Raw genomic sequence first — 13,919 nt, 5'->3', positions numbered from 1 at the left:
GCTACATTCCAATGGATGCGAAGAAGACGGCGAACAGGCCATCGAGCACGATCACCAGAAAGATCGATTTCACGACAGACGTCGTCGTCTGTTGTCCGAGAGATTCCGCGCTCCCTTTCACGCGAAGGCCCTCGCTGCATGCCACAATGCCAATCACCAACGCCATGAACGGGGCCTTCAACATGCCCACTTCGAAATGCGTGACCGAGATCGCCTCATGCAATCGCGCGATGAAGATGGCCGGCCCCATGCCACCGTAGAGCTGGGCGACCAATCCCCCGCCATAGAGCGCGGCCATTGACCCGATGAAGGCCAGTATGGGCAAGGTCAAGACCAAGGCGACGATGCGTGGCAGAATCAGAACCTCAACGGGATCGAGTCCCATCGTTACCAGGGCATCGATCTCCTCCCGCATCTTCATCGATCCGAGCTCCGCCGTGTAGGCGCTGCCTGATCGTCCCGCCACCATGATCGCAACGATCAGCACACCCAGCTCACGCAGAACGAGAATCCCGACCATGTCGACGACATAAGACTCAGCGCCAAAACGCCGAAAGTGGAAGATGCCCTGCTGGGCGATGATGGCGCCGATCAGGAACGTGATCAAAACCACGATCGGAATGGCCTGCCAGCCGATCCGATACATCTGATAGACGAGTGAGGTGATACGCAGCGATTGCGGACGGCGTAGCGTTCGCACCAACGCAAACGACAGCGCCGCGAGCATATCGAGAAACACGGCAATGTCGCGGGCGGCAGACAGCGACGAACGGCCGAGGTCCGTGAGCTTGGCAACGATTAGGTTCTGGTGCGGCACCGGCGCGATCTCGCGCCGGTTGACCTGTCGAACCTCCTCGACAAGTCCGAGGTAGTTCTCGGCAACGCTGCTCATTTCGACCTTGCGGCCGTCAGCCGCAGCCCGCCGGCCCAGCCTCTCGAGCAGCCAAGCTCCGACGGTGTCGATCTCGGTGACCTCCCCGAGGTCAAGCTTCACAGCCCTCGCGGCGCCCAGCTTGGCGCTGGCCGAGCCGGTCAAGCTCTCGAGCTCCGCGACGTTGAGAGAGACCCAGGGGCCACTCGGACGGAGCTCCAGCACCTCTTCCGTCGCCTCGGCGGTCAATCCCGGATGAGAACGCAATCGAATGTCTCCCTCGCTGTGCGTGTCACTGGACACAGCACGTTCCTAGATCCCACAGGCCTACCGCGCTTGACCTGCATCAAAACGCGCATGGCACACGATTGAGCGAAATCAAGCTTCCCGCCACTGCTGCTTCTACAATGGATTGATATAGGAACAAAACATGGCGATCGACGCTGCAACGCTCAGGAACGAACTGGATGCTCTGACCCATGAGCTGGGGGATCTGTTGCGGCATGCGAACGCACATCACAGCGGCGTCGATCCGCAGGCGACGACCGAGCCGATCGCGGCAGCGATCAGCGCACTGGGCTCAGGTCTGAGCGACGCCGATCTTCAAATTGAACGGCTGATCCGGGCTCGTCCGATCACGGCGACGGTTGCAGCCTTTACGATCGGCATGGCCATCGGCCTCCTCTTGCGGAGAACTTAAGTGGATACGGAGAATGTCGCTAAACATTTACGCCTTCTCTGGCGCACCGACCGTGTTATCGCCGACATCAGGCTTCGACATCTGCTCGTCGGCCTCGGCCTGCGCGCCTTCGCTGCGCTGATTGCCGTCTTCGGTCTGCTGATGCTCGAGCTGGCGGCCTATCTTGCGCTGGTCCAGGTCACCTCCGCAGTGCTGGCGGCCGCAGCGCTCGGCGGCTGCAATTTCCTCATCGCGGCGATCCTGCTGATCCTCGCGTCCCGCGCGCCGTCAGGTCGCGAGATCGAGCTGGCCAACGAGATTCATTCCTCATCGATGGATGCGCTTCAACTCGAAGCGCGATCTCTCCAAGCTGACATCTCGAACATCGTCAATCATCCGCTCAACAAGCTGATTCCGCTTCTTGTCGTTCCCCTCGCGACGATCATCATCAGGACGCTGCGCGCGCATGTCGGATCTGAGAACGCTGCAGCAAGTCCGCCGCCTGACGGCGCCCCTACGGCCTGAACGCGCTTCCCTCCCCGCAGCTTGCGCCGATAATCTAAAGCCTCAACTTGACGTTACAGAGGTCACGCTCGGTCGGATCCGTTTTGACCTCGAAACCAAGATTCCTGCACATCTCCAACATCACACTGTTCTCCTGCAGCACGTCGCCGGAGATCATCTTCAGGCCTTCCGCCTTGGCATATTCGATGATCAGCTGCATCAACGCCCAGCCGAGACCTCTGCCCTTGAGATCTGACCGCAACAGGATCGCATACTCGCCACTCTCATAGACCGAGTCGGAATGAATTCTCACGACGCCGACCAACTCGTTGGTCACTTCGTCGAGAGCAACGAAGGCCATCGCGCGCGCATAGTCGAGCTGGGTCAAGCGTGCAATGAACTCGTGCGTAAACTCCTTCATCGGCGCAAAGAAGCGCAAGCGGAGATCCTCGGCGGTCACGTGCTTGAGGAGCTCGTGAATGATCGGCTCGTCCTCAGGCCGGATCGGTCGCGCAAAGATGCGCCAGCCATCCTTGACCTGAAGATGTCGCTCCCATTGGCTCGGATAGGGCCGAACGGCGAAATTCGCCGGCCCGGAGCCCTTGAATTTAGGCGGGACCTCGCCGACTGCGATCCGCGCGTCCACAGCCAAGACGCCGCTCTCGTCCGCGAGCAGCGGGTTGATGTCAAGCTCGCGAATTTCAGGAACGTCCGCTGCCAGCTGTGCAAGCTTCACCAGGACCAAGGCGACCGCATCCGGCTTGACGGCAGGGACGTCGCGATAGGCCCGTAACAATCGCGACACACGCGTTCGCTCGATGAGGTTACGCGCCAGTTGGAGATCCAGCGGCGGCAGAGCGAGCGCCTTGTCATTGATGATCTCGACAGCCGTGCCGCCACGGCCAAACACGATCACCGTGCCGAACGTTGGATCATCGGCGAGGCCCATGATCAGCTCTCGCGCCTTGGCCCGAACCACCATCGCCTGCACGATTACCCCGGAAATCCTGGCGTCGGGCCGAACAGCCTTGGCGCGAGCCATGATCTCGTTCGCCGCGTTGCGCACGGCTTCGACCGTGGTGAGATTGAGGACGACACCGCCGACATCCGACTTGTGAACGATATCACGCGACAGGATCTTCAGTACGACCGTGGCTCCCTGGGCAAAGAGCTGACTTGCATAGGCGACCGCCTCGTCCACATTGGACGCCGCGAAGGTCGGCACCATCGCAATGTCGTAAGACTCCAGAAGCCGGCTGATCTCGACGGGATCGAGCCACGTGCGCCCGTCGGCGAGCGCCGTGGTGACGATCTTGCGAGCGGCCTCGACGTCGGGCGCAAATGAGCTCGGCATCGCCGGCGGAACGGCCGCGAGCGACTCCACGACTTCACGGTGGCGAACGAGATGCATGAAGCCCCGGACGGCATCATCTTCAGTCGGATAGTTCGGGATCCCCGCCCCGCTCAGGGTTTCGATGACTGGCTGCTCTGCGCCCACCCATGCCGCCAGCACAGGCTTGGCCCACCGCCGATGCTGCTTGCGATACGCGCTGACGAACTGGGTGACAGCTGTCGCGATGTCGCTCGCCGATGCAATCGCCGTCTGAACGTTCATCACGAGAATTGCGTCATTGGCCGGGTCCGCCAGCAGGGCCTCGAGTGAAGCCGTGTAACGCGCGGCATCCGCATCGCCGACAATGTCGACCGGGTTCGATCCGGACCATGTCGGCGGGAGCACGGCGTCGAGCTTGTCATGGACGGAAGTTGATAGCTGCGCCGGAATCCCTCCGAGCTCGACCAGGCGGTCGACAGCGAGCACACCAATCCCGCCGCCATTCGTCAGAATAGCGAGCCTCTTGCCCGTCGGGGACTCCACCCGGCCCAGCGTCTCCGCACAGTCGAAAAGCTCTCGCAGATCCGAGACTCGAAGAACGCCCGCGCGGCGAAACGCGGCTTCGTAGACGGCATCCGCGCCGGCCAATGCGCCGGTATGCGTTGCAGCGGCTTTAGCGCCGAGCGCGCCGCGGCCCGACTTGACCACGACGACCGGCTTGACTCTGGCCGCCGCTCGCGCTGCCGACATGAACTTCCGGGCGTCCTTGATGGCTTCGATGTAGAGCAGGATCGCGCGGGTTCCGCCGTCCAGCGCGAAATGATCCAGGAGGTCGGCGAGATCGACATCCTGCTGATCACCGATCGAGACGATCCCTGAGAACCCGACGCCGCGCTGGGCTGCCCAATCCACCATGCCGGCGGCGATGGCACCCGACTGTGAGATCAGCGCCAAGTTCCCGGCAACCGGCATATGCGCCGAAAAGCTCGCATTGAGCTTGATGGTCGGCATCATGATGCCCAGACAATTCGGACCGATCAAACGCATGCCGTGCTTTTGTGCGGCTTTCTCGGCCTGATCCGCCAGTGATCCAGCCCCGTGTCCGAGCCCCGAGGTGATGATCAGGGCACCGGCAGTCCCCAACGCACCCGCGCGGTCGATCAGATCGGGAATTGCAGGCGGCGGCGTCGTGATCACGACCAATTCGGGAACGAACGGCAACTCGGCGAGACTTTGCACCGATGCGATGCCCGATATCTCCGGATAGCGTGAGTTGACGAGACCGAGCTTGCCCTCGAACTTTGCCTTGACGACGTTGTCGAGAATGGCCCTCCCGACCGAGTTGGGCCGCGGACTTCCCCCGACCAGAGCAATGGAGCGAGGCAGCAGCAGGTTCCGCAATCGATAGGTCGACATCTCGATATCCAGCATGAGCCTGCGAAAGGCGGCCGCCCCGCGGCAGCATCTTAGTTTCAATCCCCGACAGGTCCAGCGCGACCTATCATCTCAGTACCGGAGAGATGTGACGCTGCTTCGTTTTCGGAAGCCCGCCCTCGCCCCACCAGCCGGCATTTGATAGGCTGTGCAGCGCGCATACGACCTTGACGGACATCAACCTCCTGCGTCGTGGCATGACTTATGTTACGGGCGCGACGCTGCCCAGGAGTCCTCGATGCACGCGATGGTGTTGCAACGACCGGGAGGAGTTCTCCAACCCGAGACACTCCCGGATCCCGAGCCTGGTCCCGGCGAGATTCGTATCCGGGTCAGCGCATGCGGTGTTTGTCGCACCGATCTGCATCTCTGCGACGGGGAACTGCCGGACATTCGCTATCCAATCATTCCTGGTCACGAGATCGTCGGCCATGTCGACCGAATCGGTCCGGGCGTCACGACGCATCAGCTTGGCGCGCGAGTAGGCGTTCCCTGGCTGGGGCACACTTGCGGCCACTGTACGTTCTGCTCACACGGAATGGAAAATCTGTGCGATGATCCTCGCTTCACCGGCTACACCCGTGATGGTGGTTATGCCACTTACGCGATTGCCGACGCAAACTATGCATTCCCGTTGCAGGGTCTGAGTGACGACGTCGCGGCCGCTCCGCTGTTATGCGCGGGCTTGATCGGGTGGCGGTCCCTGGTCATGATCGGAGATGCAGAGCGGATCGGGATTTACGGATTCGGCGCGGCGGGGCACATCGTTGCCCAGGTCGCCCGCTGGGAAGGCCGCGAGGTCTACGCATTCACTCGCGAAGACGATCGAACCGCGCAAGATCTCGCCCGCCGGCTTGGTGCAGTGTGGGCCGGCGGATCGGACCGGCGTCCCGACGTCGCTCTGGATGCGGCCATCATCTACGCGCCGGCCGGCGAGCTCGTTCCAGCCGCCCTGCGAGCCGTCCGAAAAGGCGGCCGGGTCGTCTGTGCGGGCATCCACATGAGCGACATTCCGAGCTTCCCCTATTGGCTCCTCTGGGGAGAGCGTCAGGTGATGTCCGTCGCCAACCTGACCCGAAAGGATGGTCTCGACTTCCTACGTGTTGCCCGGGAAGCCCGCGTCGAGACTCATACGACCGCGTACCCACTGTCGGATGCAAATGCCGTTCTTGCCCGATTGAGGCGGGGTGACATTCTCGGTGCAGCCGTTCTTGTGCCAGACGTTTGAAGCTGAACACAGGAAGCCGCGGCTCATGACGTCACCATCCGATCAGGATCTCGTCTTCACGTTCTTGGGCGACAGCAACCGCCATCCGGACGTTCGCCGCATCGATACCCACGCGGCGTCCGTTTTTCTGTTTGGCGAACGCGCGCTGAAGATCAAGCGTGCAATCCAACTTCCATTCCTAGACTATTCGACGCTCGCGCTACGCAAGGCCGCGTGCACCAAAGAGTTGGAGATCAATCACCCATTTGCCCCCGACATCTATCTCCGCGTCATTGCCATCACGAAGGCCGCAAATGGGACATTCGACATCGATGGGCCGGGTGAGCCCATCGAATATGCGGTGGAGATGCGTCGCTTCGATGATAGCCAGACATTGGATCACCTCGCGGGACATGCAGGGGTGGACGCTGATCTGGCCGACCATCTGGCGGAGACCATCGCAGAGTCACATCGGGCTGCCGCCAAGGTCGCGGACAGCGCGTGGATCGATTCCGTCCCAGGCTGGATCGACGCGTCGATCGCCAGCTTTGAGGCCGGCAGGCGATTTCCGGAAGGAGAGATCGCAGAGCTTCAAGCGCTCTGTCGTTCGGCTTTTCTGCGCTTCAAACCATTGCTCGAGCAGCGTGCTGCCAAAGGCGATGTCCGGCGCTGCCACGGCGACCTGCATCTGGCCAACATCGTCGTGATCAATCATAAGCCGGTGCTGTTCGACGCCATCGAATTCGATGACCGTATCGCCACGATCGACGTCCTCTACGACCTTGCCTTTCCGCTGATGGATCTGCTGCACTTCACCCTGCCCGTCGCGGCCAATCATCTCCTGAACCGCTATCTCCTTGCCGCCGAGCCCGAGCAGACGGACGGCCTTGCTGCTCTGCCCCTGTTCCTGGCCATGAGAGCAGCCATTCGAGCGCAAGTCTTCCTCGCGAAACTCGATCGCGGAGCGACCGAACACAACGATTCCCATCTCTCAACGACGTTTGAGATTGCAAACAGCTACTTCCAGCTCGCGCGCAAGCTCATTCAGCCAGCCGCTCCAATGATGGTTGCCGTCGGCGGCCTGTCAGGAACGGGAAAATCAGCTTTGGCGCGCGCGCTCGCCCCTGAGTTGGCGCCGATACCGGGAGCCATCGTTCTGCGCAGCGACGTGCTACGAAAGCAGCTGTTTGGCGTGTCCCAGAGCGAGCGGCTGCCGACAACCGCCTACACACCTGAATCGAGCACCCGAGTGTATCGCGAGCTGATGAACCAGGCCGCGCGGGTGCTGGCGCAGGGATTCACCGTCATCGTCGACGCCGTGTTTGCACGCGAGGCCGAACGTCAGGCAATCCAGCAATTGGCAGATCGACTGCGAGTGCCGTTTGCTGGCCTCTTTCTTGTTGCAGACCTGCACGTCCGCCAGGAGCGGATTCAGCACCGAGTCAACGATGCATCCGACGCCACGACTGCGGTCGCTCGAGAGCAGGAACGCTATGACATCGGCGCTCTGGATTGGTTGCAGGTGGATGCGTCAGGAACTCCGGAAACGACCCTGAACCGGAGCCTGTCGCTGCTCCGGATCAATCGCTGAGGCGCGGCCTGATCGGAAGATCACTAGAGACGAACGTCGGACCTACGTGTGCACGTAGTCGCCCGGCGCGTTCCCCAGCTCGTTCGATTCGTCCATCCCCAGCTGCGGCGGGACACCCGGCGATCCAGACTGCTGCGCGAGCCAAGCCGTCCACGTCGGCCACCACGATCCCTCGATCCGCGGCGAAGTACCCAGCCACTCATCTGGGCCAAGGTAAGGCGCGTCGGCCGCCTTGGTGCGCACCTGATGCGAATGCCCCTGTTCGCCCGGCGGCGCCACGATGCCGGCATTGTGCCCGCCGCTCGCCAGCACGAAGGTGACGTCGGCGTCGACCTCGTAGTGAATTTTGTAAGTCGACTTCCACGGGGCGACATGGTCGCGCAGGGTGCCGACAACGAACATCGGCGTATGAATGTCGGAGAGGGACACGGGCTTTCCCTCGACCCTGTACCGCCCTTCGGCAAGATCATTGTTCAAAAACAGCTTGCGAAGATATTCGGAGTGCATGCGATACGGCAACCGCGTTGCGTCTGCATTCCACGCCATCAGATCGCTCGGATTGGCCCGCTCGCCGAGAAGATAGTCACGCGAGACCCGCGACCAGATCAGATCGTTGGATCGCAACAATTGGAAGGCGCCCGCCATCTGCGTCGTGTCGAGATAGCCGCGCTCCCACATCATGTCTTCTAGAAATGCGACCTGACTCTCATTGATGAAGAGCGTCAGCTCTCCCGCTTCCGTAAAATCGGTCTGAGCCGCAAACAGCGTGATGGTCTTGAGACGAGTGTCTCCGTCCCGCGCCATGGCGGCCGCGGTGATCGAGAGCAGCGTCCCTCCAAGGCAGTAACCGGCGGCATGGACCGGCGTGTCCGGAACGATCTTCCCGATCTCGCCCAATGCGGCCATGACGCCCAGCGAGCGGTAGTCGTCGAACGCAAGATCCCGGTCCTTGGCTCCTGGATTTCGCCAAGAGATCATAAACACCGTGAAGCCCTGGTCGGTCAGATACCTGACCAGGGAATTGTGCGGCGACAGATCGAGGATGTAAAACTTCATGATCCAGGCCGGCACGATCAGGACCGGTTCAGGCCGCACCTTGTCGGTTGTCGGTGCGTATTGGATCAGCTCGATCAGGCGGTTTCGGAACACGACCTTGCCGGCCGACGTCGCGACCGTCCGGCCGACGACGAATTCGGCGCTATCAGATGTCTTTCCAGGCTGCAGAACCTGCATGAGATCGGCCAGCCAATTCTGCCAACCGAAGACAAAGTTCTCGCCACCGCTCCGAATGGTCTTTTCCAGCACCTCGGGATTGGTCGCTGCGAAGTTCGAGGGCGCGAACATATCGAGCAACTGACGAAGCGAAAAATCCACGACGGCTTCGTTGGCCGGGTTGACTCCGCGAACGCCCGTCGTCGCCTTGTGCCACCAATCTTCACCGAGCAGGAAAGCTTGCGCCAGCAGGTTGAATGGCTGCATCGTCCATTGCGGCTTGGAAAAGCGATGATCGTTGGCTTGCGGCCTGATCAGATCCCATGGAGCCCGCTCCGGGTCCGCAAAATGCAACGCCCGCTCCGCGAGCAGCCGAGCACCATGCCAGGCATCCCGGGCGATTTCGATCTGGCGTTGAGGCGCCGCCGCGAGGTGGCAGGCCCAATCCAGATAGGCCATCGATAGCGCGGCCGGCGAGATTCCGCCGGTTATGCGCGCCAGGACAGCGCTAAAGGCCTTGTCCAGCTCATGATCCTCGCGGCTGAACTCCCTGGCATCCGCCTCGGTATCCTGAGAGAGCGATACGGCAACAGGTACAGCCGACTGGCCCCAATCCTGACGGACCGGAGCGGCACTTGCAACGTCCAACGCCTCACCTCGGTTCTGATGAGTCTCTGCTTTATGACGATCCGAACGGGACGGTCCTCTGCTCTTCAGTTTCGCCACCGTTGCCCCACGAGATTCACACTGGCATCAATGAGACGCTGCCCATGCCTGAAGAGCCGGTCGCAATCGCGCCTGACGAAGTCGAGCTGATGCTGTCCGCATTCCTGGACCATCGTCTGAATTCCCTTGACGGAATGCGCCCCGGCCAGCTTCGACACGAACTCAGCCAGCAGATGTGTTTCCGTGCGAGCGCGGTCCAGCACCTCATTGCTGGCGAAGAGCATCTCCTCCAGAATGATCTGCTGAGAGCCGATGAGCAACTCGAGCGCATGCTTATTTGACAGCGCAACACGTTCGGACAGCTCGGCCGTTTCTGCGGCCACGATATTTGCCCTGGAGAGCTCAGACATGGGCATCTCTCCTCTTGCTGGTCATCTCATCTTTTAGCTCCGCATCGAAGCCGGAGCCTTGAGCTGCATCAATGACCGGGCAACCTTCTCTTTGACCTGGGTCAATTCACGGCTCGACCGCGGGACTACGGTTCTGCAGCTTTTGACATCGGAGTTCGCCATGCGCGCCCATCAGATCATGACCCGTCCCGTCATCACCGTCACGCCCGACACGTCGATTGTGGACGCGGCCAACATCATGCTCCAACGCCACGTCAGCGGCCTACCGGTGGTCGATGCAGGCGGCAAGCTGGTCGGCGTCGTTTCTGAAGGCGATTTCATCCGCCGGACGGAGATCGGCACGGGACGCAAGCGTGGTCGCTGGCTGCGCTTCATTCTCGGGCCCGGAAAATCAGCCGCCGACTTCGTCCACGAGCATGGCCGCAAGGTAGCGGAGGTGATGACCAAGTCTCCCCTGACGATCACGGAGGACGCGGCCCTCGCCGAGATCGTGGAGCTGATGGAGAAGAACCACGTGAAGCGATTGCCGGTGGTGAAGGGTGACCAGGTCGTCGGCATCGTGTCACGGGCGAATCTGCTGCAGGCGGTCGCTACCCTCGGCCGGCAGGTTCCGGATCCCACGGCTGATGACGATCACATCCGCAATCGCGTCATCGATGCCCTCGAGAAGAACGACTGGTGCCCCTTCGGACTGTCGGTCATCGTGAAGGATGGCATCGTTCATTTGAGCGGCGTCATCACCGAAGAGCGCTCGCGGCAGGCGGCCACGGTCGCCACCGAAAACGTCGCTGGTGTGAAGAAGGTGCACGACCATCTGTGCTGGGTCGACACCATGTCCGGGATGTACCTGAACTCGCCGGAAGACGAGGATATGGCTAAGGCCAGTTGAGGATCGACGGTGACGCTGCGCGCTTCAGTCTAGCGTCGCCGGTCTTGCGCGGCAACGAGCAGACTTGCGCCTGACTCAGAAGAGGCGTCAGTCGGTCCAAACGCGCCCTGCTGGCGGAAGGCTTCGATCTCCTGCTCGCTGTGTCCCAACCTGTCGCGCAGAACAGCCGTCGTATGCTCGCCAAGACGCGGCGCGGCTCGAGGCTCGACAGCCGGCGTCATCTGCATGGTGATGACCGGCTCGATATTGGGGATCGTGCCTGCCGTCGGGTGCGGAACGCGACACACGCGGTCGCGCGCACGAACCTCCGGGGCATTGAAGGCTTGCTCCACCGTACGGACGCGGCCGACGGGAACGCCGGCTTGATTCATCCGAGCGATCCAGACGTCCATCCGATCCCGTGCGATGATGTTGGCAAGAATGCCGCGGAGTTGGGCGCGGTTGGTCCATCTCGCCTTTCGGGTGGCGAAGCGCGGATCACTGAGAAGGTCCGTGCGCGCAAGGACCTCCGTCACCAGCCGATGATAGAGCCGGTCGTTTCCGCAGGCGATATAGAGCGGACCATCCGATGCTTGGAACACTCCGACCGTCGGCGAATCGTTTGGCGAGTTGCCCGTTCGCGACGGATTCACGCCGTTCATGAGATAGGCCATTCCCGAGAAGCCCGTCATCGCCAAGGCCGTATCGAACAGCGCGACCTCGACATGCTGCCCCCGGCCGAGCCGCTGCCTCGCCGCGAGCGCCAGCAGGATGGCATTGCAGGCCGACATGCCGGTGGCGAAATCGATGACCGGAGGGCCGGTTCGCACCGGCGGGCCGTCGGGAAATCCGTTGAGCGACATGAAGCCGCTCTCGGCTTGCGTGATCGGATCGAAGCCCGAGCGCCACGCAAACGGACCCGTGCGGCCATAGGCCGATATCGAGCAGTAGATCAGTCCCGGATTGGTCTGCGACACCGCGGGATAGTCCAGACCGTACTTCTACCGATCACGGCGAACAATGTCGCGTAAGTCGCGCGGCTGTGGTCATCGATGATCCCTGATGATGGAGGCGCAACGCACAGCGTGACGCGCAATCGTGCCGCCGCTTTCGGACGTCAGGATCGCGCGCTTCGCCAGACGACGCTGCGCAGGTCTGAAGATGTATGAGACGTTCAGGTCACGCAGGCACGATCGTGCGGGAGATCACTCCCGGTTCGCCCAACGAGACGTCGTAGCCGTGGCGCCCGTCGCAGACGGGGTCGGCAGTGCCGTCTTCTGCGAGCTCCTACGTCTCTCAACGCGATCAAGCTCGACAGCACGGCACATGGGTTCAATGCCGGAGTCATTCACCGGCTGACGAAAAAGCCCGCCGCCGGTGTGACGCGGCGCGGGCTTCGTATGTATCTTGTGATGATGCCCTTATGAGGGTGATTTGCCCGACGTGTCAACGGCTGTCTTGTAGAGCAAGCACCACACTCGCCCGGTTAGAAAAATCGCCTCAGCTCGACACGTGACGGTCAACTACGCGCCAGCACCTTGTGATCTGGACCGGCAAACAGACCAAGACCATCGCCGCGGCGAGCGAGTGAGCGAACCGCAAAGAGGCGCAGACCTTCCGTGCGGGACGCCGGCCAATATCCCCCTTGATCACCCCAGCGAGGACGGACCGTCAGGGTTGGAAGCCATCAGCGTGGCCAGCAAATCGGCCAGACCGCCGCCTCCGGTCCGGGCGTCGGCGGGCGCGGGAGGCGAGCCGAGGCCGAACAGAACCGCCGGCCCCGCCGGACGCGACATCAATGCGCCCGGCCCTCGTCCGGGGGCATCATTCACTCCCGAAGCACGGCCGAGTGCGGCAAGCGCCATCAGCGCCTTCAAAGTCGCAGACGGCGTGGATCCGGCCATCAGATCCGGCCCCGATCGGGGCAGAGAGGACTCCGGATCACGCGAGCGCGGCGTCTCCCTGTAGTTCGGCAGCCACGGCGAATTGCCGGGATTGTCTCTCGCCGGATCGTCCCCGGGAAGATAGAGAGGTGACCGGTCTCGAGCGAGATCCTCGACACTCGGCACCGTCCACTGCTGGCCATATCCGCGCAGCTCGCCGGCCTGATTCGGATTGGGAAGGACTGGCATCGAAGGCAATGAAGCTCTGTCTCTCATGTTCTAGCACTCCAAAAAAAAGATCGTTTTGATGTTGATGGCCGGCGCGAGGATGATCATGGATCGTAGATGACATCGCGCGCCCCGTAGTGTTTCGCCAAGGCGGTCGCTTCCTCCTGCGATCGGGGATAGGATTCGTAGATGATCTCGGCCTGAAAGAGTCGCTTGAGCGAGGCTGGGCTCAACATCCATCCAATGAGCGGAAACCGACCCGTCTGATCGTAGAGCGACTTCAGACGCTTTCGGACATACTCGCTGTCGGGTAGCGGCTGAAAATGATATGGGTCGACCACTCTGTCCTGATAGAAGCGCCCGAAGCCCGGAGCGTCGCTCGAAAAAGCAAGACGCCATTCCTCACCTTTCGGACACTCGGCGCGCCAGAGCTTTGGAACCTTGGAATCGTGCGGCTCGCGAAAGGTAACTTGGCAATCGGCCAGATTATGCTGCCATAGGACCAGCGTACTCTTCACGACGTAGGTTCTCGTCGACGCCACGAAGTAATAGTTGGCGCAATGATGGAAGCAGACGCCGAACACGACCACGGTCACGTTACGGCTCCGCAGCAGGTCGGAGACGCTCATCGCGCTATCGCGCTTGCCTCCCAAGCCGCGCACGACGAAGAGCCCGTTTTGAGCAATCTGGCTCACGACAGACGGATCGGGATCGACGCCGGACGTGTCGGCGAAGCAGACGATCGAGCGGTCGGGGCTGATCGCGGTGGGCTGCGGCACGTCGCCACGACAGTAATCGACGGCGCGACGATAGGCTTCTGGATCCAGCCCGACCTGTTGCGCAGCCAGACGGTGCGGAATAACGAGGACGAGCAGAGCAAGGCCCGCAAACAGGCCACGACTTATGAGCCGAGTCAGCTTTTGCCACATATGACACCAGCACGGTTGCGCGGCGCGCAGCATAAAGAACAAAAAGCGAACATGTCAACGCCGCTTTCGCCCATCCTGCGCGCCTGACTGTTCAAGGCGGCCGG

The 13,919-nt window shown here is 61.7% G+C and carries 11 protein-coding genes and 1 pseudogene; 5 read left to right on the top strand and 7 right to left on the bottom strand.

Going from position 1 to position 13,919, the window contains the following annotated elements:
• Position 1: 1 nt before the first annotated feature.
• The gene (locus ACVILH_RS16675; RefSeq protein ID WP_456717002.1) at positions 2-1,138 is read right to left on the bottom strand and encodes an MlaE family lipid ABC transporter permease subunit; all 1,137 of its coding nucleotides are present in this window, start codon (positions 1,136-1,138) and stop codon (positions 2-4) included.
• 163 nt (positions 1,139-1,301) lie between these two features.
• On the opposite strand from ACVILH_RS16675, the gene ACVILH_RS16670 reads away from it, so the two are divergent.
• Positions 1,302-1,571: a hypothetical protein gene (locus ACVILH_RS16670; RefSeq protein WP_456713853.1), complete on the top strand. Its 270-nt coding sequence runs from the start codon at positions 1,302-1,304 to the stop codon at positions 1,569-1,571.
• A complete protein-coding gene (locus tag ACVILH_RS16665; protein ID WP_456713852.1) occupies positions 1,572-2,075 on the top strand; it encodes a phage holin family protein in 504 nt (167 codons plus the stop codon).
• Positions 2,076-2,109: 34 nt separating this feature from the next.
• Here ACVILH_RS16665 and ACVILH_RS16660 read toward each other — a convergent pair whose 3' ends face one another.
• On the bottom strand, positions 2,110-4,803 hold the full coding sequence (locus ACVILH_RS16660) for a bifunctional acetate--CoA ligase family protein/GNAT family N-acetyltransferase (RefSeq protein ID WP_456717001.1): 2,694 nt from the start codon (positions 4,801-4,803) through the stop codon (positions 2,110-2,112).
• A 256-nt stretch (positions 4,804-5,059) separates the two neighbouring features.
• Here ACVILH_RS16660 and ACVILH_RS16655 point away from each other — a divergent pair, with 256 nt between their 5' ends.
• Entirely contained in the window at positions 5,060-6,049 is a 990-nt protein-coding gene (locus tag ACVILH_RS16655) for a zinc-dependent alcohol dehydrogenase family protein (RefSeq protein WP_456713851.1), read from the top strand.
• A gap of 25 nt (positions 6,050-6,074) precedes the next feature.
• Positions 6,075-7,619 carry a bifunctional aminoglycoside phosphotransferase/ATP-binding protein gene (locus tag ACVILH_RS16650; RefSeq protein WP_456713850.1) on the top strand — a complete coding sequence of 515 codons (1,545 nt, stop codon included), beginning with the start codon at positions 6,075-6,077 and terminating at the stop codon, positions 7,617-7,619.
• A 42-nt stretch (positions 7,620-7,661) separates the two neighbouring features.
• Here the strand turns inward: ACVILH_RS16650 and ACVILH_RS16645 are convergent, their stop codons facing one another.
• Complete coding sequence (locus ACVILH_RS16645) at positions 7,662-9,356, bottom strand: PHA/PHB synthase family protein (protein ID WP_456717000.1); 1,695 nt, start codon at positions 9,354-9,356, stop codon at positions 7,662-7,664.
• Positions 9,357-9,544: 188 nt separating this feature from the next.
• A complete protein-coding gene (locus ACVILH_RS16640) occupies positions 9,545-9,907 on the bottom strand; it encodes a hypothetical protein (RefSeq protein WP_456713849.1) in 363 nt (120 codons plus the stop codon).
• Positions 9,908-10,067: 160 nt separating this feature from the next.
• Here ACVILH_RS16640 and ACVILH_RS16635 point away from each other — a divergent pair, with 160 nt between their 5' ends.
• Entirely contained in the window at positions 10,068-10,796 is a 729-nt protein-coding gene (locus ACVILH_RS16635; RefSeq protein ID WP_456713848.1) for a CBS domain-containing protein, read from the top strand.
• Positions 10,797-10,825: 29 nt separating this feature from the next.
• Here the strand turns inward: ACVILH_RS16635 and ACVILH_RS16630 are convergent.
• From ACVILH_RS16630 to ACVILH_RS16620, 3 genes and pseudogenes are all read right to left on the bottom strand, one after another.
• Positions 10,826-11,776: pseudogene (locus ACVILH_RS16630) on the bottom strand (CaiB/BaiF CoA transferase family protein); the annotation flags it as partial.
• Between the two features lie 648 nt (positions 11,777-12,424).
• Positions 12,425-12,916: a hypothetical protein gene (locus ACVILH_RS16625; protein WP_456713847.1), complete on the bottom strand. Its 492-nt coding sequence runs from the start codon at positions 12,914-12,916 to the stop codon at positions 12,425-12,427.
• A 74-nt stretch (positions 12,917-12,990) separates the two neighbouring features.
• Positions 12,991-13,815 carry a hypothetical protein gene (locus ACVILH_RS16620; RefSeq protein ID WP_456713846.1) on the bottom strand — a complete coding sequence of 275 codons (825 nt, stop codon included), beginning with the start codon at positions 13,813-13,815 and terminating at the stop codon, positions 12,991-12,993.
• Between the last annotated feature and the right edge of the window lie 104 nt (positions 13,816-13,919).

It is taken from the genome of Bradyrhizobium sp. USDA 4353 (assembly GCF_054063215.1).
Note: the sequence above shows the minus strand (reverse complement) of the source record. Positions and strands in the feature narration are given on the sequence as shown.

What these genes read in the sequence shown, in the direction of transcription:
- ACVILH_RS16670 (WP_456713853.1), top strand. Translation starts at nt 1,302, where the DNA reads ATGGCGATCGACGCTGCAACGCTCAGGAACGAACTGGATGCTCTGACC.
- ACVILH_RS16660 (WP_456717001.1), bottom strand. Translation starts at nt 4,803, where the DNA reads ATGTCGACCTATCGATTGCGGAACCTGCTGCTGCCTCGCTCCATTGCT.
- ACVILH_RS16655 (WP_456713851.1), top strand. Translation starts at nt 5,060, where the DNA reads ATGCACGCGATGGTGTTGCAACGACCGGGAGGAGTTCTCCAACCCGAG.
- ACVILH_RS16650 (WP_456713850.1), top strand. Translation starts at nt 6,075, where the DNA reads ATGACGTCACCATCCGATCAGGATCTCGTCTTCACGTTCTTGGGCGAC.
- ACVILH_RS16640 (WP_456713849.1), bottom strand. Translation starts at nt 9,907, where the DNA reads ATGTCTGAGCTCTCCAGGGCAAATATCGTGGCCGCAGAAACGGCCGAG.
- ACVILH_RS16635 (WP_456713848.1), top strand. Translation starts at nt 10,068, where the DNA reads ATGCGCGCCCATCAGATCATGACCCGTCCCGTCATCACCGTCACGCCC.
- ACVILH_RS16620 (WP_456713846.1), bottom strand. Translation starts at nt 13,815, where the DNA reads ATGTGGCAAAAGCTGACTCGGCTCATAAGTCGTGGCCTGTTTGCGGGC.